This window comes from Sphingomonas sp., assembly GCF_036269755.1.
Taxonomy (GTDB): Bacteria; Pseudomonadota; Alphaproteobacteria; order Sphingomonadales; family Sphingomonadaceae; genus Sphingomonas.
This window is the reverse complement of record NZ_DATBDV010000004.1, coordinates 476,704-496,423: the sequence shown is the minus strand read 5'-3', so window position 1 is coordinate 496,423 and position 19,720 is coordinate 476,704. Positions and strand designations below refer to the sequence as shown.

Sequence of the window (19,720 nt, the reverse complement as noted above, 5' to 3'; positions counted from 1 at the left end):
TTTAGGGGCGTTCCGGCTTCGGTGTTGCAGCCGGCGTCGGCACCTCCTTGCGCCGTACGCCGCTCAAGCCGTCGGGTGCGACCGGCTTGAGCGTGAAGCTGACGTTGGACTGTGGCGCGCCGGGCGACGCGCTCGTCGCGGCCTTCGACACGGACGAAGGCAATGCTGCCGTCGGCACGCCGAGCACCTGCAGCTTCATGCATTCGCCCTTCGACGCGCGCTTATACTGCGCGCAATTCCACAGCGCCTTCTCATACCCGCGCGCCTTGTCGCGCAGATAGCTGAACGCCATCGTCGCGATCTGCGCCTGGCCGAGCGGCAGGCCCGATGGCGTGCGCGCCTTGTCAGTCCACGCCATCAGCTTGCAATATTCGCGCGTGCCGCAGGTCTTGGTTGCGACCTGGATGAACGAATCGGGGCTCGATCGCGCGTCGAGCGTGACGAGGAAGCTATTGGGATCGATCGACAGCGGTTGCGCGCCGCCGCCGAGCGTCGCGCTGTCGACCTCGGCGGGCTTGATCACCGCGGTATCGAATGCCGCATCGCTATGCGCGGCGGAGAAGCCAGCGAGTGCGGGGATGCCGGGCTCGAATCCCGACACGGTGCGCACGAACGCGGCGGGGGTGCCCCACCAGCCGGTCCAGCGGAAGAACAGGTGAGTCTTGACCGCGGCGACCTTGTCGAGGCTCGCGCTCCAATACGGCACCACCCAGTCGGTGTGGTAATGCGTCGAATAGCCGACCGGCGTATAGACCGAGCCGTTCAGAGCGGCGCGTGCCACGTCACGGGCGCGGTTCCACGCGGTGGGCGTCGGGTGCCAGCGGTTCATCGCGCCGTCGCACGCAAAGCTGAACTGGCATCCGGTCGAGCGCTCCGAGCCCTGAAAGATCACGCCGCACACCGATTTGGGGAAAGCGGGGTGGCGAACTCGATTGAGCACCACCTGTGCCACCGCCCGTTCGCCCTCGGTATCGTCGCCCGCTTCGTAGAGCACGCCGACCGCGAGGCAGTCGACTGCTCGCGCGCGGGCGGCGCTGTCGCCGGAAAAGAGAAAGGGCCGCGCCGCGGGATTGGGCGCAGTCGAGAACGGGATCGTGTCGTTGAACGCCTTGGCATCGGCGGGCGCGACGGCCTGGAACTTGACCGGCTCGACCGGGGGCAGCTCGGTCTTGGGCACGATTCGGTGCGCGACCACGACAGGCACGTGCGGCCGGGGCGCTGGCGCGAGGAACACGATCAGCGCCGGCACTGCGACCAACGCGACGCCGAGCGCGATCAGCACGATACGTAGCGCGAACGAAGGGGGCTGGCGGTCGATCAATTCCTGGCCTGTCGAGGGGTATGCGGGCGCGAGCGGGCGCAAGCCCTTAGCGCAATGCGCGCCGCTTGCCAAAACCCGCGACCGCGTGCCGCGTTCCGGTCAGCTCTCGGGCAGGAAGTCCGGCACCGACAGATAGCGCTCGCCGGTGTCGTAGTTGAACCCCAGGACGCGCGCGCCTTGGGGCAGATCGGGCAGCTTATGCTTGATCGCAGCCAACGTCGCGCCTGAGCTGATCCCCACCAACACGCCTTCCTCGCGTGCAGCGCGGCGCGCCATCTCCTTGGCGTCGTCTGCCTCGACCTGAATCGTGCCATCGAGCAATTGGGTGTGCAAGTTCGCCGGAATGAACCCCGCAGCGAGCCCCTGGATCGGGTGCGGACCGGGCTGGCCGCCCGAAATCACCGCCGACAGGGTCGGCTCGACCGCGAACACCTTGAGGTTCGGCCACTCCTTCTTGAGCACCTCGGCGACCCCGGTGATGTGGCCGCCGGTACCGACCCCGGTGATGATCACGTCGATTGGAGAATCAGCAAAATCTTCGAGAATTTCGCGCGCGGTCGTGCGGTGATGCACTTCGATGTTCGCGGGGTTCTCGAACTGCTGCGGCATCCACGACCCCGGCGTCTGCTCGACCAGCTCGAGCGCGCGCTCGATCGCGCCCTTCATGCCCTTTTCACGCGGGGTCAGGTCGAACGTCGCGCCATACGCGAGCATCAGCCGCCGTCGCTCGAGCGACATCGACTCCGGCATCACGAGGATGATCTTGTAGCCCTTGACCGCGGCGACCATCGCCAGTCCGATCCCGGTATTGCCGCTGGTCGGCTCGATGATCGTCCCGCCGGGCTTGAGCTTGCCGTCGCGCTCCGCCGCCTCGATCATCGACAGCGCGGCGCGGTCCTTGATCGACCCGCCGGGGTTTGCCCGCTCGGACTTGATCCAGACTTCGGCGCCGGGGAACAGCCGCTGGACGCGGATGTGCGGGGTGTTGCCGATCGTATCGAGGATGGTGTTGGCCTTCATGGCTGAGTCACTCCATGTTCGGGGGGCGTTTCGAGGATTTCGGGCGGGTCGAACGACTTTGCAAGTCTCAGCTCGGGAAACAGTCGCGACCAGAGCAAGGTGATCGCGATCGCCGCGACCCCGCCGAACACCACCGCGCCCACCGGGCCGAGCAACGACGCCATCAGCCCCGTCTCCGCCTCACCGAGCTCGTTCGAGGCGGATATCGTGAGCTGCGACACTGCGCTCACGCGGCCGCGCATCGCATCGGGCGTGTGGAGCTGGATCAGCGACGATCGGACATAGACCGACACCATGTCGGCGCCGCCGGCGACGATCAACGCGGCGAGGCTCAACGGGAACCAGCGCGACACGCCGAAGGTCAGGATCGCGCCGGCGAACACGATCACCGCCCCGAGCATCTTGATCCCCACATTGTGCTTCATCGGCCGGAACGAGAATAACAGCGACGCCAGCGCCGCGCCGATCCCCATGCCCGCCGCGAGAAGCCCCAGCCCGCTCGCCCCGACATGGAGAATGTCGCGCGCATAGATCGGCAGCAACGCGGTCGCGCCGGCGAGCAATACGACGAACAGATCGAGGGTAATGGCGGCGAGCACCAGCCGGTTGCGGCGCACGTAGCGGAAACCGTCGAGGATCCGTTGCAGCGGGTGGCGGTCGCTTTGCGCGGGCGGCTGCGGCACCGGGCCGATCAGGAACATCAGCGCGAGCGCGACGACGAACAGGGTGGCGATGCTGGCATAGGCGACATCGGGGTGGATCGCGTAGAGCACGCCGCCGACGCTCGGCCCCGCGATCGTCCCGGTCTGCCACGCCAGCGTCGAGATCGCGATCGCGGTCGGCAGGACTTCGCGCGGCACAAGGTTTGGTGCGAGCGCCGAATAAGCCGGGCCGGAGAATGCCCGCGCCACGCCGACGAACCCGGCGGCGAGGAACAGGAACGGCAGCGACAGATGGTTGCCCCAGGTCAGCGCGCCTAGCATCACCGCATTGACCCCAAGCAGTGCGGTGGTGCCGCGCACGATCCAGCGCCGGTCGAACGTATCGGCGGCGAGCCCGACCAGCGGCGTGAGCAGGAACAACGGCACGAACTGCACCAACCCGATCAGCCCGAGCAGAGCCGCCGCGCGTTCGATGCTGTAGCCCATCTCCCCGCGCGCCAGACCGTACACCTGCCAGCCGATGATGATCCCCTGCGCGCTGACCGCGATCGTGCCGGCAAAGCGCGACAGCCAGTAAGCGCGGAAGTTCGCGATGCGGAGCGGATGGTCGGCGGGGAACATCTGACCTGCCCTTAAGCAGCCCAAAGGCTTTTCCGCAACCGCAGCTTCGCTGGGCCGTTATCGCGCTGGTCCATGCCGCACCGCACGATTGAAACCCCCGTCGAACCCGGCCTATAGGCCGCGCTTTCTTACTTACGGAAACGAGGCTTACCCTTGGCCAAGGCCCCTGCCAAACAGTCCGCGCCGCCCGCGACTCCCAATCGTCCGCGCCCCGACGAGCCGCAGCCGTACAAGGCGTCGAAGGACGAGCTGCTCGAATTCTACAAGCAGATGCTATTGATCCGCCGCTTCGAGGAGAAAGCGGGTCAGCTCTACGGGCTCGGGCTGATCGGCGGGTTCTGCCATCTCTATATCGGGCAGGAAGCGGTCGCGGTCGGGCTGCAATCGGCGTTGGCCGAAAAGGACAGCGTGATCACCGGCTATCGCGACCACGGGCACATGCTGTTGTGCGGCATCCCACCCAAGGACGTGATGGCCGAGCTGACCGGGCGTCAGGCGGGGATTTCGAAGGGCAAGGGCGGCTCGATGCACATGTTCAGCGTCGAGCATAAATTCTATGGCGGCCACGGCATCGTCGGCGCGCAGGTGTCGCTCGGCACCGGCCTCGCGTTCAGCCACAAGTACAGCGAAGACGGCGGCGTCTGCCTCGCTTATTTCGGCGACGGCGCGGCCAACCAGGGCCAGGTCTACGAATCGTTCAATATGGCCGAGCTGTGGAAGCTGCCGATCATCTACGTGATCGAGAATAACCAATACGCGATGGGCACGTCGGTCAATCGCGCGTCGGCCGAGGACCAGCTCTATCGCCGCGGCGAGAGCTTTCGTATTCCCGGCATCCAGGTCGATGGTATGGACGTGCTCGCGTGCCGCGGTGCTGCCGAGGAAGCGCTCGCCTGGGTCCGCGCCGGCAAGGGGCCGCTGATCCTCGAGATGAAGACCTATCGATATCGCGGCCACTCGATGTCCGACCCCGCCAAATATCGCAGCCGCGACGAGGTGCAGGCGGTGCGCGACAAGTCCGATCCGATCGAGCACGCCAAGCAGTTGCTCGAAAAGATGGGGGTCAAGGAGGACGAGTTGAAGGCCGCCGAGCAGGCGATCCGTAAGCAGGTCAACGAAGCGGCGGACTTCGCCGAGCAGACGCCGGAGCCCGAACCGGGCGAGCTTTATACCGACGTGCTGGTGGAGTCGTATTGATGCCGATCGAGATCAAGATGCCGGCGCTGTCGCCCACGATGGAGGAAGGCACGCTCGCCAAGTGGCTGGTCAAGGAAGGCGACACAGTCAAGTCGGGCGACATCATGGCCGAGATCGAGACCGATAAGGCGACGATGGAATTCGAGGCGGTCGATGAAGGCACGATCGCGCAGATTCTAGTCGCGGAAGGGTCCGACAACGTGAAAGTCGGCACGGTCATCGCGACGTTGGCGGCGGAAGGTGAAGATGCCTCCGCGCCCGCGCCGGCCCCGGCCGAGAAACCGGCCACCGAGCAGAAGGCCTCTGAATCGGAGGCGCCCGAGCCGCATCTGGTCGAAACCGGCGCGCGGCAGATGTTCGAGGCTGCCAAGCACGACGCCGAGGTCGCCGATCCGGCGGTTCCCGAGGGGACGGAGATGGTCAAGATCACGCTGCGCGAGGCGCTGCGTGACGCGATGGCCGAGGAAATGCGCCGCGACCCACGCGTCTTCGTGATGGGTGAGGAAGTGGCCCAATATCAGGGGGCGTACAAAGTCACGCAGGGTCTGCTCGACGAATTCGGCGACAAGCGCGTGATCGACACGCCGATCACCGAATATGGCTTTGCCGGCGTCGGCACGGGCGCGGCGATGGGCGGCCTGCGCCCGATCGTCGAGTTCATGACGTTCAATTTCGCGATGCAGGCGATCGACCACATCATCAATTCGGCGGCCAAGACCAATTACATGTCGGGCGGTCAGATGCGCTGCCCGATCGTGTTCCGCGGTCCCAATGGCGCGGCGAGCCGCGTCGGCGCGCAGCATAGCCAGAATTACGGGCCCTGGTACGCCAGCGTCCCTGGCCTGATCGTGATCGCACCATACGATGCGGCCGATGCAAAGGGGCTGCTCAAGGCAGCGATTCGCACCGAGGATCCCGTCGTCTTCCTCGAAAACGAACTGCTCTATGGCCGCACGTTCGAGGTGCCGGCCGTCGACGATTGGGTGCTGCCGATCGGCAAGGCGCGGGTGATGCGCGAGGGCAAGGACGTGACGATCGTCAGCTATTCGATCGGCGTCGGGGTCAGCCTCGAGGCGGCGGACAAGCTTGCCCAAGAAGGGATCGACGCCGAGGTGATCGACCTGCGCACGCTGCGCCCGCTCGACAGGGCGACCGTGCTCAAGAGTCTCGCCAAGACCAACCGTATCGTCGTGGCGGAGGAAGGCTGGCCGACCTGCTCGATCGCGGCTGAAGTCGCGGCGTTCGTGATGGAGGAAGGGTTCGACGACCTCGACGCCCCCCTCCTGCGCGTGACCGACGAGGATGTACCATTGCCGTATGCCGCGAACCTCGAGAAGCTTGCGCTGATTTCCGCCGACAAGGTGGTGAGCGCGGTTAAAAAGGTGTGCTACCGCTAGCCCGACGATCGTTCGGCAAGGAGGGTGGCGCTGTCCAGTGGCGCTTTAGGATTGGTAGGAGCAGCGCTCGCGCTGGCGATCGTCGCCGCGTGCTGGGTGCTCTATATCGGGTTGCGCGCGAAGGCGGCAGCCGGAGCGACGGCGGCTGGGAACGACCGGCTGTCGGCGCTGCTTGCTTCGGGCCCCGCGCTGGCGCTGACGGTGCGCGCCGACGGGCGGCTCGAATTGCCCGATCGGCTGGCGGATTGGCTGGGCCTCGCGCCGCCGCCCCGGTTCCTCGCAGATCTGACGGCGCCGGGCGCCGGTCTCACCACTGAGGATGCGGCAACCTTTTCCGATGCAGTCACCGCCGCGCAGAAAGCAGGCGAGCCGTTTACCCTGGCGATTCGCCCGCAGGGATCGGCGCGGACGCTCACCGCGCGTGGCCAGCGCGCGCCGCGCGAGGTCGGGGCACCGGGCGGCGTGGTCGTCTGGTTCTTCGACGCGACCGATGTCGAGGCGGAGATCGGCACGTTGCGCAGGCAAGCCGACGAGTTGGCGGCGGCGTTCGCTGCGCTGCAAGGGCTGATCGAGGCGGCGCCGATGCCGATGTGGTATCGCGGCGCCGACTTGCGGCTCGCGATGGTCAATTCGGCCTATGTCCGCGCGGTCGAGGGCACCGACGCCCACGATGTCGTGTCGCGCGGGGTCGAATTGGTCGAAGGCTCGGGTGCGGGTGGGCCGCTCGCGAGCGCGGTCAAGGCGCGCGACAGCGACCGGCCGACGATCACCACCTTGCCGGCGACGATCAACGGTGCGCGGCGGACGTTGCGCGTCCACGACGTGCCGCTGCCGAACCCCCCGGGCGGCGTCGCCGGGTTCGCGATCGATGTCGACGAACTGGAGCAAGCGCGCGGCGGCATCAAACGCTTCGCCGAAGCGCAACGCGCGATGCTCGATCGGCTGTCCGCCGGCGTCGCGCAGTTCGCCGCCGATCGCAGTCTTACTTTTTGCAACCAGCCGTTCCAGCGGCTGTTCGCGATGCGCGGCGAATGGCTCGCCGACCGGCCCGAATTCGACCGCGTCCTCGAACGCATGCGCGAGGCGGGGCGCTTGCCTGAGGTGCGCGACTTCCCGGGCTGGAAGGCGGAGCGGCGCGACTGGTTCGTCGCGACGGGAGCGATCGAGGAAAGCTGGACATTGCCCGGCGGCACGCACTTGCGCGTCGTCGCGCACCCGCTCCCCGACGGTGGGCTGTTGCTGATCTTCGAGGACCGGACCGAGCAAGTCCAGCTCGCAAGCGCGCGCGACACGTTGTTGCGCGTGCGCACTGCGACGTTCGACAATCTGTTCGAAGCGCTCGGCGTGTTCGCGGGTGACGGCCGGCTGCAGATCTGGAACGACAAATTCCGAAAATTGTGGGGATTCGACGAGGAGTTCCTGGCGACTCACCCGCGCGTTGACGCGCTCGTGGAAAAGGGTGCGGCGCAGCTTGCCCAGCCCGGTCGCGCGACGGTGATCGCCGATCTCGTGCGATCGGCGGCGGTCGGGCGCACGCAGCGCGCGGGCCGCGTGGCGTTCGCCGACGGCCGCCATTTCGAGTTCGCCGGAGTCCCGCTGCCCGACGGCAACGCGCTGTTCACGATGCTCGACATCTCCGACAGCCGTCGCGCGGAGCAGGCGCTGCGCGACCGTGCCGAAGCGCTCGAGGCCGCCGACAAGGTCAAGACGGCGTTCGTCGCCAATATGAGCTACGAATTGCGCACCCCGCTGACGTCGATCCAGGGCTTCGCCGAGATGATGGGCGAGGGCTATGCCGGCAAGCTGCCCAAGCAGGCTGACGGCTATGTCGACGCGATCCTTGAATCGGTCGCGCGGCTGTCGGCGCTGGTCGATGACGTGCTCGACCTCGCCGAGAACGCGCAACCGATCGAGCGCCGCGACGTCGATATCGAAAGCCTCGCGCACGCCGCGGCCGAATCGGTGGCGACGGCAGCGAAACGCAAGAAAATCGACTTCGCAATCGAGGTCGCGCCGTCGACGGGCACGGTGCGCGGCGACCAGAAGAAATTGCAGCAGATGGTCGAGCATTTGCTGCGCCACGCAGTCGCCGGAGTCGGCGAGGGCGGGCGCGTGCTGCTCCATACCGACGGCAACAAGAAGCGCGCGCGGATCGTGGTGTCGGACGACGGCGCGGGAATGGACCCCGAAGAGGCGGCGCGCGCGTTCGAGCGATTCTCGGAGCCGAGCGTCCAGGTCGACGACCGCGCGCTCGGCCTTGGCCTCCCGCTCGCCAGGCAATTTGCCGAAGCGCATGGCGGGACAATCAAGCTACTGTCGGAAGTGGGGGCGGGGACGCTGATCACCGTGGAGCTGCCGCGCTGACTTGACCTGGTCGTATATGCGCATAATCTATGCGCATAGGAGATTGCCATGGTCCGAGTCCGCGAAGATCGCGCGCCGTTCCGCCGTCCGACCAACGTATCGATCGATGCCCGGCTTGTTGCCGAGGCGAAAGAGCTTGGGATCAACGTTTCCCGTGCCAGCGAGGAAGGATTGGCACGTGAACTCAAGGCTGAGCGGGAGCGGCGCTGGCTAGACGAAAACCGCGACGCGATTGCCGAATATAATGAGTGGGTGAGAACCAGTGAGCTGCCGCTGGCGAAATACCGGCGATTTTGATGGCGCGGTTCGATGTCTATCGCACGGCGAGCGGGGCGCTGCTGCTCGATTGTCAGACCGACTTCCTGTCGGGGATCGAAACCCGGCTGGTCGCGCCGCTGATGCCGGTGGACCACGCCAATCCGAAGCTTCCGCGTCTAAATCCGGTGTTCGAAGTTGCAGGCGCGCGGGTCGCGATGGTGACAACCTTGCTGGTTGGCATCCCGAAATCGGAGCTCGGCAAAAAGGTCGGTTCGCTGGCGGATGAGCAACCAACGATCATGAATGCGATCGACATGCTATTGAGCGGATTTTGAGGCACCTGACCGACAATGCGGCGACCGAAGCCTTCGGCGCTCGCCTCGCCGCCGTCGTCCGTCCCGGCGACGTCGTCGCACTGTCGGGCCCGCTCGGCGCAGGCAAGACGAGCATCGCGCGCGGGATGCTCGCCGCGCTCGGGCTTGAGGGTGAAGCGCCGTCGCCGACGTTCGCGATCGTTCAGCCTTATGCGCCGCCCGAAACGCGGCTGCCGGTGGTGCATGTCGATTTGTATCGCATCGAGGACCCGGCGGAGATCGAAGAACTCGGGATCGACGAAGCGCGAGCGGATTCGGTGCTGGTGATCGAATGGCCCGAACGCGCGCCCGGCTGGTGGCCCGATGCGCTGGCATTGAGCCTGAACTTCGCACCCGATGGCGGACGCGCCTTGACAGCCATGGTCCCCACGGCATGGGAAGGGCGATGGCCCCTGACATGAACCCGCCGGCGGGCGCCGCCGCCTTTCTCGACCAGCTTGGATGGGGGGCGGCCGACGTGCTGCCGCTCGCAGGCGACGCGTCGTTTCGCCGCTACTTCCGCGTCGCCGATCATGGCCGCAGCGCAGTGCTGATGGACGCGCCGCCACCGCACGAGGACCCAAAGCCGTTTCTCGATGTCGCCGAGTGGCTGACGCAGCGCGGTTTTCCGGCGCCGGCGATTATCGGCAAGGATCTCGATCAAGGCCTCGTCCTGCTCGAGGATTTCGGCGACGCCCGGATGCGCGAAACCGTCGATGCCGCGCCCGAATCGCTGCTGCGGCTCTACGAAGCGGCGGTCGATATCCTGGTCCGGCTGCACCGCGAGCCTGCGGGGCCCTGGAAGGCGTACGATCGCAAGGAATTGCACCGTGAGTCCGATCTTCTGGTCGAATGGTATTGCCCGGCGATCGGGATCGCGGTCGATCCGGCGGAATATCGCGCGGCGTGGGACGCAGTGTTCGAAACCGCGCTGACGCCCGAGCCGGTGACGGTACTGCGCGATTACCATGCCGAAAACCTGATGCTGATCGGCGGGACCGAAGCGCTCGGGCTGCTCGATTTCCAGGACGCGGCGGCGGGGCACCCGGCCTATGACCTCGTATCGCTGCTGCAGGATGCGCGGCGCGACGTCGAGCGGGAGATCGAAGCGGCGATGCTCAACCGCTATCGCCGCACTACCGGCGCGGGGGACGATTTCCTCGCGGCATATCACGTGCTTGGCGCGCAGCGGAACGCCAAGATCGTCGGTATCTTCACCCGGCTGTGGCAACGCGACGGCAAGCCGCGCTACCCGGCGCTGTGCCCGCGCGTATGGCGGTACCTGAACGCCGACCTCGAACATCCAGCGCTCGTGCCCGTGAAGGCGTGGTTCGACGCCAATATTCCCCCCGATCTGCGCGGCGATCCGATGGAAATCGGCACGGAAAAAGCCGGGGCATGACCGCCAGACGCACGCTGGCGATCCGTCCCGATCCCGGCGGTACCGTGCCCGAAACCGCGATGGTGATGGCGGCGGGGCTGGGCAAGCGGATGCGCCCGCTCACCGCGACTCGGCCCAAGCCGCTGATCCCGGTGGGTGGGCGCGCGCTGCTCGATCACGTCTTCGATCGGCTGCGCGCGGCGGGGGTCAAGCGCGCGATCGTCAACGTCCACTATCTCGCCGACGCGCTTGAAGCGCATCTTGCGGCGCATGTCCGGGGCATCGACGTCGTGATCTCGGACGAGCGCGACCGGCTGATGGAGACCGGCGGCGGGATCGTCAAGGCGCGCGAGCTGATCGGCGACAAGCCGTTCCTTGTCGCAAACGCGGACAATTTGTGGGTCGACGGCCCGGCCGATACGATACGGTTGCTGGCGTCGCGCTGGGACGATGCGACGATGGACGCATTGTTGCTGATGGTGCCCTATGCCCGCGCGCACAACCATCCGGGGCGCGGCGACTTCCACCTCGACGCGACGGGACGGATCACCAGTCGCCGCAAGCCCGGCCGGGTCGCGCCGTTCGTCTATACCGGCGTCCAGATTCTGTCCCCGCGCGTGATCCGGGATTGGCCCGACGAGCCGTTCTCGACGATGCTGTTCTGGGAGCGCGCGATCGTTGCGGGTCGCGCCTATGGCTTCGTCCATCAGGGGCTGTGGTTCGACGTCGGCACGCCCCGCGCCATCGCCAAGACCGAAGCGCTGATGATCGATGGCTGAGCGCCTGGCGCTCTATACGATCCCCGCGCAGCGAGCGTTCGCGGACTCGCTCGTCGCCGGGTTGATGAAGCAATATGGCGACGATCCGCTGCGGCTGGCGCGCGGGCTGGTGCTGTTGCCCAATAATCGCGGGCGCCGGGCGGTGCAGGACGCGTTCGTGCGGGCGAGCGGCGGCGGACTGTTGCTGCCGCGGTTGGTGACGATCGGCGATCCCGACCTCGACGAAGCGGCCGGCGCGTTGCTCGACCCGGCGGACGAAGCGGAGCCTTTGCCGCCACCGGTGTCGCCGCTCGCGCGACGGATGATCCTCGCTCGGCTGGTGGCGGAGGCGCGCGCGACGGTTGGCGAGCCGGTAACCGCGGACGAAGCGGTGCGGCTCGCGGGCGCACTCGCTCGGACGCTCGACCAGATGCTCGTCGAGGGCGTCGAGCCCACGAAGCTGCGCGCGCTCGATCTCGGCGAGTTGCAAGGGCATTGGGAGCGCTCGCTCGAACTGTTTCGCATCGTGCTCGACCGCTGGCCCGCCGAACTGGCGCGGTTGGGCGCGGTCGACGCCGCCGATCGCCGCGCCAAGATGCTGGTGCGGCTGGCGGAGCAATGGCGCGCTACGCCTCTCGCCGGGTTCGTCTGTGCGGCGGGAATCAGCGATACCGCGCCAGCGGTGGCCGGGCTTCTGCGCCGCGTCGCCTCGCTGCCTGAGGGCACGGTGGTGTTCCAGGATCTGGCGCTCGGCATGCCCGATGCGGAATGGGACGCGCTCGGGCCGCACGAGCCCGATCCCGCCACCGGCCTACGCCGCCGCGCAATCGAGACTCATCCGCAATTCCAACTCAAGCTGCTGCTCGACCGGATCGGCGCCGGACGCGGAGAGGTGCGGCAATGGCCGGCGGGGTCGGATCACGACGCGTCGCTTGCGCGCGGGCGAGCGATCGCCAACGCGCTCGCGCCGGCCGATTTCACGGGCAAGTGGACGACGCTCGACGCCGACCGCCGCCGGCTGGCGGGGATTCGCGCGGTCGAGCTGGCGACCGCCGCCGACGAGGCGCAGGCGATCGCGCTGGCATTGCGCGAGGCGCTGGAGACGCCCGAGCGCACCGCTGCCCTGGTCACCCCCGACCGCGCGCTGGCCGAGCGAGTCGCCGCGCATTGCACACGCTGGGGGATCGCGATCGACGACACCGCGGGCCGTCCGCTGGCGACGCGCCCGCCGGGCACGCTGCTGACCGTGCTGGCCGAGGCGGCGGCGCAGGATTTCGCGCCGCTCGCGCTGCTCGCGCTACTCAAGCACCCGCTGGTACAAACCGGCCCGCCGCGAACCTTGTGGCTCGAGGACGTGCGCAAGCTCGACCGCGCGCTGCGCGGCCCTCGGCCGGCGCCGGGACTGGACGGAATCGACGCACATCTGCGCGATGGCGACGAGCGTGAGGCGGAGATTCGCGTCGCGGCGCGCGCGGTGTGGCCGGAGATGCGCGCGCTGCTCGAGCCGATCGCCAAGTGCTTCGGCGACGGCAAGCAACCGCTGGCGGCGATGATCGCTACGTTGCGCGAAACGGCGCAGGCGTTGTGCGGCGATGCGCTGTGGGCGGGGCCGGCGGGGCGAGCGGCGGCGGAACTGCTTGCCGATCTCGAAGTACAGGCGGCGAGCGGCCCGCCGACCGCCGATCCGGAAAGTGTTGCGCCGTTGCTCCGCACGCTGATGGAGGAGACGGCAGTGCGGCCGCCGCAGGGCGGGCATCCGCGCCTCGCGATCTATGGCTTGATCGAAGCGCGATTGCAGACCGCCGACCTGATGATCCTTGGCGGGCTCAACGAAGGAACGTGGCCCGCGATCGCGCAGCCCGATCCGTGGCTCGCGCCTCGAATCCGCGCCGAGCTCGGGCTGCCGGGGCTGGAACGCAACATCGGCGTCGCGGCGCACGATTTCGCCAATGCGCTCGGCGCGCCAAGGGTGCTGATCACGCGGGCGCGGCGCGATGGGCGGTCGCCGACGCTGGCCTCGCGTTTCTGGCTACGGCTCGAAGCGCTGGCGGGCGAACGGTTCGAATACGCGCCAGAGCTTTCCGATTGGGCCGCCGCGATTGACGATCCGGGCGATTCCGAACTCATACCGCGTCCCGCGCCCGCGCCGCCCGTCGCCGATCGCCCGCGCAGAATCTCGGTAACGGAGGTCGACCGGCTCAAGGCGGATCCCTACGCCTTTTACGCGCGCCGGATGCTCAAACTGTCGCCGATCGATCCGGTCGATGCCGAGCCGAGCGCGGCGTGGCGGGGCAATCAGGTTCACACCATCCTCGAGCGCTGGTTCGACGAAGACGGCGCGGCGCCCGACCGCCTGCGCCCTCGCGCGGAAGCGTTGCTCGGCGACGTTCGCACGCATCCGATGATCCGTGCTCTTTGGGGGCCGCGGCTGATCGAGGCGATCGACTGGATCGCGTGCGAGGTTAGCGCGCGCGAGGATGAGCGCACCATTCTGGCGGTCGAGGGACGCGGAGTGCTCGATATGTTCGGGGTCGAACTGTCGGGGCGGTTCGATCGCATCGACCGGGCCTCGACCGGCGGACTGGTGGTGGTCGATTACAAGACCGGCCAGCCGCCCTCGATCGGCGCGGTGCGCGAAGGGTTCAGCCTCCAGCTCGGGCTGCTCGGGCTGATCGCCGAGCGTGGCAAGTTCGCCGGGGTCAGCGGCACCGCGACGGGGTTCGAATATTGGTCGCTCGCGCGCAACCGCAGCGGCGGGTTCGGCTATGTCGACAGCCCGTGTGATCCCAAGCGCCGCGACCCGATCCCTGCCGACGAATTCGTCGCGCGCGCGACGCGCAATTTCGAAGGCGCGGCGGCGAAGTGGCTGACCGGCGATGCGCCGTTCACCGCCAAGCTCAAGCCCGAATACGCCCCGTTCGGCGATTACGACCAGCTGATGCGCCGCGACGAATGGTATGGCCGTGAGTAGCGCCCGCGGTCCCCTCCCGCCGCTGGTCGACGAGCAGGCGCGTGCCAGCGATCCGCGCACGCATGTGTGGCTCGCGGCATCGGCGGGCACCGGGAAGACGCAGGTGCTGGCCGCGCGGGTGTACCGGCTGCTGCTTGGCGGCACCGACCCCGGCGCGATCCTGTGCCTGACCTTCACCAAGGCGGGCGCGGCCGAGATGGCGGGGCGGATCAAACAGCGGCTGGCGGCGTGGGTGCGCGCGAGCGAGACCGACCTTGGCGGCGACCTCATTGCGCTCGGCGAGCGGCCGAGCCCCGAACGCATCGCCCGCGCGCGCACGCTGTTCGCCAAGGTGCTCGACGCGCCGGGCGGTGGCTTGCGTATCCAGACGATCCACAGCTTCTGTCAATCGCTGCTCGCGGCGTTTCCGGTCGAGGCGGGGCTGGTACCGGGCTTTCGGCCGTTGGAGGCGCGTGAGGAATCGCAACTCGCGCGGGAGGCGTTGGCAGGGCTGCTGGTCGATGCGGAGCGCGAGGGCCGCGAAGAGCCGGTCGCCGCCGTCGGCGCGCTGAGCCGAGCGCTGGGCGAGGGTGGGGCGGAAGCGTTCCTCGCTGCGTGCGCGAAGGCGCCCGAAGCGCTCGCCGCGCTGCCGCTGGGCGACGGGGTTCAGCCGTACATCCGCCGAGCGCTCGATTTGCCGAGCGGCGATGTCGAGGGGGCGATCGCCGAAGGATGCGGCGCGATCGACGAGGAGGGGCTTCGCGTCCTCCACGACTTCAATCGGGGCTGGGGCACCAAGAGCGGACTGGAACGCGCCGGGTTGATCCGCGACTGGCTAGATCTGTCGCCGTCCGAGCGCGTGACGGAGCTCGAAACGCTCCATGGCGTCTGGGCCAAGCGCGACGGCGAGGTGCGGTCGTTCGGCAAGGGACAGGCGCCGCAGGACCCCGATTACCCGCTGACCGCGAATGCTTTCTACGACGAATGCGCCGCGTTGCTCGCGCTGCGGCGGCAGGCTGCCTATGCCGACTTGCTGGCGCGCGGATTGTCGGTCGGGCGCGACTATGCCGCTGCCTATCGCGCCGCAAAGCGCCGCGCCGGCGCGGTCGATTTCGACGATCTGATCCGCGCGACGGTCGATTTGCTGCGGCAGGAGGGGATCGGCGACTGGATCCGCTACAAGCTCGATCAAGCGACCGAGCATGTCCTGATCGACGAGGCGCAGGACACCAACGCCCAGCAATGGGCGATCGTCCGCTCGATCGTCTCGGAATATTTCTCGGGCCAAGGGACGCGCGGCGACCGGACCCGCACATTGTTCACGGTCGGCGACCACAAACAGGCTATCTTCGGGTTCCAGGGGACCGACCCCGCCTTCTTCAACGCCGCCGAGCAATTGTTCACAGCGCTGGCCGCGGTGCAGAGCGAAATCGACGAAATCGAGCCGGTGCCGTTCGAGCGGCTGTCGCTGACCGCCTCGTTTCGCTCGACCGCGCCGATCCTCGAATTCGTCGATGCCGCGATCGAGGCGTTGCCGGGTGACGGGATGGGGGCGGTCGAGCGCGAGCTCCACGCCAGCAAGGTGCCGGGACCGGGGCAGGTTAACCTGTGGGCGCCGACGCTGCCCGAGGAAGGCGGCGACGACGAGGAAGCGTGGATCGCGGACGCGGTGCGCGCCCACGCGATGCGGATCGCGCGGCGGGTCAAGGCATGGCTCGACCCGGCGAATCCGCTGATGCTCGAAAGCAAGGGGCGCCGACTGCGCCCCGAGGACGTCATGATCCTGGTCAAGCGCCGCGGCGAACTCGCTTCGCTGATCGTCGCGCGGCTGTACGCGGAAGGGGTGCCGGTGGCTGGCGTCGATCGCCTGCGGCTGACCGCACCGCTCGCGGTGCAGGATCTGCTCGCCGCAATCCGCTTCGTGCTCCAGCCGCAGGACGATCTCGCGCTCGCCAGCCTGCTCGTCTCGCCGCTGCTCGGCTGGAGTCAGGACGAGCTGATGCACGCCGCGATGAAGCGGCGCGGCGGGTTGTGGGCACACCTTCAGGCGACCCAGCCCCCTGATCGGCTTGACCCGCTCAACGCAATGCTGCGCCGCGCCGATTTCACCACGCCCTACGTGTTCCTCGAAGAACTGCTGACCGGGCCGCTCGGCGGACGTCGCAAACTGATCCGGCGGCTCGGGCAGGAGGCGCGAGACCCGATCGACGAATTGCTCAACGCCGCACTCGAATTCGAACGCGTGGCGATCCCGTCGCTCCAGCGCTTCCTCGACTGGTTCGACCGTGGCGATGTCGAGATCGTGCGCGACCCGTCGCAACCGCTCGATGCCGTCCGCGTGATGACGGTGCACGGCGCCAAGGGATTGCAGGCGCCGCTGGTGATCCTCGCCGATGCCACCGCCGACCCCGACGCGCGACCGCGATCGACGATGAATTGGCAGGTCGACGAGGACGTAGAGCTGCCGATCTTCCGCCCCAAAAAGGATCAGCGGACCGAGGCGCTCGCCGCCGCAATCGACCAGGCGGATGCGCGTGAGCTGGCCGAGCATTGGCGGCTTTTCTATGTCGCGGCAACGCGGGCGGAGGAGCGGCTCGAAATCGCCGGCGCGCTCGGCCCGCGTGCCAAGGGTGTGCCGCCCGATCATAGTTGGTACGCCGTCGCAGACGCCGCGCTGACGACGCTGGGGGCCGAACCGACCGACACCGCGCGGCGTTCGTTTGCCGGGCATGAGCCGCCGGCGCCGGTGTCGGCCAAGCCCGAGACGAAGCAGGTTCCGGAACGCGCCGCATTGCCCGCATGGGTCGGTGAGCCCGCGCCCGCCGAAGCACGCCCGCCGCGTCCGCTGGCGCCATCGTCGCTCGGCGAGGACGATGTGCCCGACCCGCCGCCGAGCCCGCAGGTGCGTGCGGCGGCCGAACGCGGGCGGCTGATCCATGCGCTGTTCGAGCGGCTCCCCGCGGTCGCGCCGGACTGCCGAGCGGCTGCCGCCCACAAGTGGCTTTCGACCGTCGGCGGCGTCGCCGATGCTGCCGCGCGTGCCGATATCGTCGCGACCGTGTGCGACGTCATCGGCGATCCAGCGCATGCCGCTTTGTTTGGTCCCGATTCGCTCGGTGAGGCACCAATCTCCGCGGTCGTGCCAGGCGGCTACGTCATCGCCGGGACCGTCGACCGCTTGCTGGTCGAGACGGATCGAGTTCGCATCGTCGATTTCAAGACTGGCCGCCGCGTGCCGCTCGATCTCGGCGAAATCCCCGTGTTTCACCTCCGCCAGATGGCGGCCTATGCCGCAGCGCTGCGCGTCATCTTCCCCGATCGTGCGGTCGAGGCGGCGTTGCTCTACACCGCCGCACCGCGGCTGTTCGATTTGCCTGCGGATCTGCTCGACCGCCACAAGCCCGGCTTGGGTGCCACGGAGCAAAGCTAGGCTTCCGCCCGTTGAGCCGGCGAAACGTGCGCACTACATAGCAGTCGAAGGAGATTCCCCGATGCCGACCGTTGCCATCACCGACGACAGCTTCAAGACCGACGTGCTCGATTCCGACAAGCCGGTGCTCGTCGATTTCTGGGCGGAATGGTGCGGGCCGTGCAAGATGATCGGGCCGAGCCTTGAGGAAATCGCCGAGGAACTGGGCGACCAAGTCACCATCGCCAAGCTCAACATCGACGATCATCCCGACGCGCCGGCCAAATACGGGGTGCGCGGCATCCCGACGATGATCCTGTTCAAGGGCGGCGCCCCCGCGGCGACCAAGGTGGGCGCGGAGCCCAAGGGTCGGATCAAGGCCTGGATCGAGGGCGAGTTGGCCTAATTGGCGCGCTCCCCTTATTGAGCTAAGGACCTCTGATGAACGCGATAGGTCATAATCGATACTGGCCGCAGCGCGGCGCGGGAGGGCGAAGCATGTACGCGATCGTTTTCGATCTCGACACAAATGTTCTGCAGGCTACCTACCGAAATGCATCGTGGAACAACGCGTATTCCGACATCAGGCGAATTTTGGAGACGCGGGGATTCGATTGGCAACAGGGCTCAACATATTTCGGCAATGAGAATGTAACTCCTGTCGATTGCGTACTCGTGGTTCAGGAGTTGCGACGCGAGTATGACTGGTTCCAACCTGCGGTGCGCGACATCAGAATGTTGCGTATCGAAGAAAATAACGACCTACTGCCCGCGATGGGCTGATCAACTCCGGTAATCGGCGTTGATTGAGATGTAGCCGTGCGTCAGGTCGCACGTCCAAGCCGTCGCGCGGCCATCGCCTAGGCCTAGATCAACGCCGATCTCGATCTCCGAACCTTTCAGGTGCGCCGCCACCGGGGCTTCGTCATACCCCTCGACCGCCAGCCCGTCGCGCGCCACTTGGGTTTCGCCGAACCGGATCGCGAGCTTGTCGCGCTCGGCGGGCTCGCCGGCCTTGCCGACCGCCATCACGACGCGTCCCCAATTGGCGTCCTCGCCGGCGATTGCGGTCTTGACCAAGGGCGAGTTGGCGATGCTCATGCCGATGCGGTGCGCGCTGTCGTCGCTCTCCGCACCAGTCACGTCGATACGGATGAACTTGGTCGCGCCTTCGCCGTCGCGGACGACGAGATGCGCGAGCTGGAGGCAAAGGTCGTCGAGGGCCGCACGAAACGCGTCGGCGCCGGGATCGTCGTCGCTCCCTATTGGTGCGTTGCCCGCTGCGCCCGTCGCGAACGCCAGCACGGTATCGCTGGTCGAGGTGTCGCTATCGACCGTGATGCACGAGAAGCTCCGGCGGTTGGCCGCCGACAGTGCCGCCTGCAGCCATGCCGGATCGATCGCGGCGTCGGTGAACACGAACCCCAGCATCGTCGCCATGTCGGGCGCGATCATCCCCGACCCCTTGATGATCCCGACCAGGCTCACCGTCCGCTCACCGATCGTCGCGCGCGTGACCGCGACCTTCGCGAAGGTGTCGGTGGTCATGATCGTCTCGGCGGCGGCCTGCCAGCTGCATGGCTCGGCGGCGAATGCGGCGGCCAGTCCGGCTTCGGCCTTGTCGAGCGGCAACGGTACGCCGATCACCCCGGTCGATGCGACGAACACGTCCGACGGCTGGCACCCGAGATGCTGCGCGACTTGCGCGGCGATGCCCTCTACCGCGTGACGACCGCGATTGCCGGTGAAGGCGTTCGAATTGCCTGCGTTTACCACCAGTGCCCGCGCCTGGCCGAGCACCAAAGCCGCACGGCACCAATCGACTTCGGGCGAGGCGCATTTGCTCTGCGTCGTGACCCCCGCCACGCTCGTGCCCGGCGCCAGCTCGACATAGGTCAGGTCGCAGCGATCCCACGTCTTGTACCGCGCGCGAGCGACGCGGCGGGTGACGCCGGCGATTTCGGGCGTGTCGGGCAAGGCCGCAGGGGCGAGGGGCGAGCGATCGGTCATCCGCGTCCTCATAGGCGTG

Annotated in this window: 16 protein-coding genes; 12 read left to right on the top strand and 4 right to left on the bottom strand. The window is 67.7% G+C overall.

Features of this window, described 5'->3' with window-relative positions; translation table 11 throughout:
* Nucleotide 1: 1 nt before the first annotated feature.
* The 3 genes from VH326_RS04760 to VH326_RS04750 are packed head-to-tail and all read right to left on the bottom strand — an operon-like array spanning nucleotide 2 to nucleotide 3,624.
* On the bottom strand, nucleotides 2-1,363 hold the full coding sequence (locus VH326_RS04760; protein ID WP_329630638.1) for a cell wall hydrolase: 1,362 nt from the start codon (nucleotides 1,361-1,363) through the stop codon (nucleotides 2-4).
* A 57-nt stretch (nucleotides 1,364-1,420) separates the two neighbouring features.
* Complete coding sequence (gene cysK, locus VH326_RS04755; protein WP_329630637.1) at nucleotides 1,421-2,341, bottom strand: cysteine synthase A; 921 nt, start codon at nucleotides 2,339-2,341, stop codon at nucleotides 1,421-1,423.
* Nucleotides 2,338-3,624 carry an MFS transporter gene (locus tag VH326_RS04750; protein ID WP_329630636.1) on the bottom strand — a complete coding sequence of 429 codons (1,287 nt, stop codon included), beginning with the start codon at nucleotides 3,622-3,624 and terminating at the stop codon, nucleotides 2,338-2,340. The genes cysK and VH326_RS04750 overlap by 4 nt, the downstream gene beginning before the upstream one ends.
* A gap of 153 nt (nucleotides 3,625-3,777) precedes the next feature.
* Here VH326_RS04750 and pdhA point away from each other — a divergent pair, with 153 nt between their 5' ends.
* The 12 genes from pdhA (at nucleotide 3,778) to VH326_RS04690 (ending at nucleotide 18,474) form a co-directional block, all read left to right on the top strand.
* A complete protein-coding gene (gene pdhA / locus VH326_RS04745) occupies nucleotides 3,778-4,821 on the top strand; it encodes a pyruvate dehydrogenase (acetyl-transferring) E1 component subunit alpha (RefSeq protein WP_329630635.1) in 1,044 nt (347 codons plus the stop codon).
* On the top strand, nucleotides 4,821-6,218 hold the full coding sequence (locus VH326_RS04740) for a pyruvate dehydrogenase complex E1 component subunit beta (protein ID WP_329630634.1): 1,398 nt from the start codon (nucleotides 4,821-4,823) through the stop codon (nucleotides 6,216-6,218). The genes pdhA and VH326_RS04740 overlap by 1 nt, the downstream gene beginning before the upstream one ends.
* A gap of 24 nt (nucleotides 6,219-6,242) precedes the next feature.
* On the top strand, nucleotides 6,243-8,582 hold the full coding sequence (locus VH326_RS04735; protein ID WP_329630633.1) for a PAS domain-containing sensor histidine kinase: 2,340 nt from the start codon (nucleotides 6,243-6,245) through the stop codon (nucleotides 8,580-8,582).
* Between the two features lie 48 nt (nucleotides 8,583-8,630).
* Complete coding sequence (locus tag VH326_RS04730; protein ID WP_329630632.1) at nucleotides 8,631-8,879, top strand: type II toxin-antitoxin system CcdA family antitoxin; 249 nt, start codon at nucleotides 8,631-8,633, stop codon at nucleotides 8,877-8,879.
* Nucleotides 8,879-9,175 carry a CcdB family protein gene (locus tag VH326_RS04725; RefSeq protein ID WP_329630631.1) on the top strand — a complete coding sequence of 99 codons (297 nt, stop codon included), beginning with the start codon at nucleotides 8,879-8,881 and terminating at the stop codon, nucleotides 9,173-9,175. The genes VH326_RS04730 and VH326_RS04725 overlap by 1 nt, the downstream gene beginning before the upstream one ends.
* Nucleotides 9,169-9,615, top strand: a complete 447-nt coding sequence (tsaE, locus tag VH326_RS04720; protein WP_329630797.1) for a tRNA (adenosine(37)-N6)-threonylcarbamoyltransferase complex ATPase subunit type 1 TsaE — start codon at nucleotides 9,169-9,171, stop codon at nucleotides 9,613-9,615. The genes VH326_RS04725 and tsaE overlap by 7 nt, the downstream gene beginning before the upstream one ends.
* Nucleotides 9,612-10,595 (top strand): aminoglycoside phosphotransferase family protein, encoded by a 984-nt coding sequence (locus VH326_RS04715; RefSeq protein ID WP_329630796.1) that lies wholly within the window; start codon nucleotides 9,612-9,614, stop codon nucleotides 10,593-10,595. Before tsaE ends, VH326_RS04715 begins: the two co-directional genes overlap by 4 nt.
* Nucleotides 10,592-11,353, top strand: a complete 762-nt coding sequence (locus tag VH326_RS04710; RefSeq protein ID WP_329630630.1) for a nucleotidyltransferase family protein — start codon at nucleotides 10,592-10,594, stop codon at nucleotides 11,351-11,353. The genes VH326_RS04715 and VH326_RS04710 overlap by 4 nt, the downstream gene beginning before the upstream one ends.
* A complete protein-coding gene (gene addB, locus VH326_RS04705; RefSeq protein WP_329630629.1) occupies nucleotides 11,346-14,303 on the top strand; it encodes a double-strand break repair protein AddB in 2,958 nt (985 codons plus the stop codon). The genes VH326_RS04710 and addB overlap by 8 nt, the downstream gene beginning before the upstream one ends.
* Nucleotides 14,290-17,712: a double-strand break repair helicase AddA gene (gene addA / locus VH326_RS04700; protein WP_329630628.1), complete on the top strand. Its 3,423-nt coding sequence runs from the start codon at nucleotides 14,290-14,292 to the stop codon at nucleotides 17,710-17,712. The genes addB and addA overlap by 14 nt, the downstream gene beginning before the upstream one ends.
* 61 nt (nucleotides 17,713-17,773) lie before the next feature.
* Nucleotides 17,774-18,097: a thioredoxin TrxA gene (trxA, locus tag VH326_RS04695; protein WP_329630627.1), complete on the top strand. Its 324-nt coding sequence runs from the start codon at nucleotides 17,774-17,776 to the stop codon at nucleotides 18,095-18,097.
* 35 nt (nucleotides 18,098-18,132) lie between these two features.
* A complete protein-coding gene (locus tag VH326_RS04690; RefSeq protein ID WP_329630626.1) occupies nucleotides 18,133-18,474 on the top strand; it encodes a virulence factor in 342 nt (113 codons plus the stop codon).
* Here the strand turns inward: VH326_RS04690 and argJ are convergent, their stop codons facing one another.
* A complete protein-coding gene (argJ, locus tag VH326_RS04685) occupies nucleotides 18,475-19,701 on the bottom strand; it encodes a bifunctional glutamate N-acetyltransferase/amino-acid acetyltransferase ArgJ (RefSeq protein ID WP_329630625.1) in 1,227 nt (408 codons plus the stop codon).
* Between the last annotated feature and the right edge of the window lie 19 nt (nucleotides 19,702-19,720).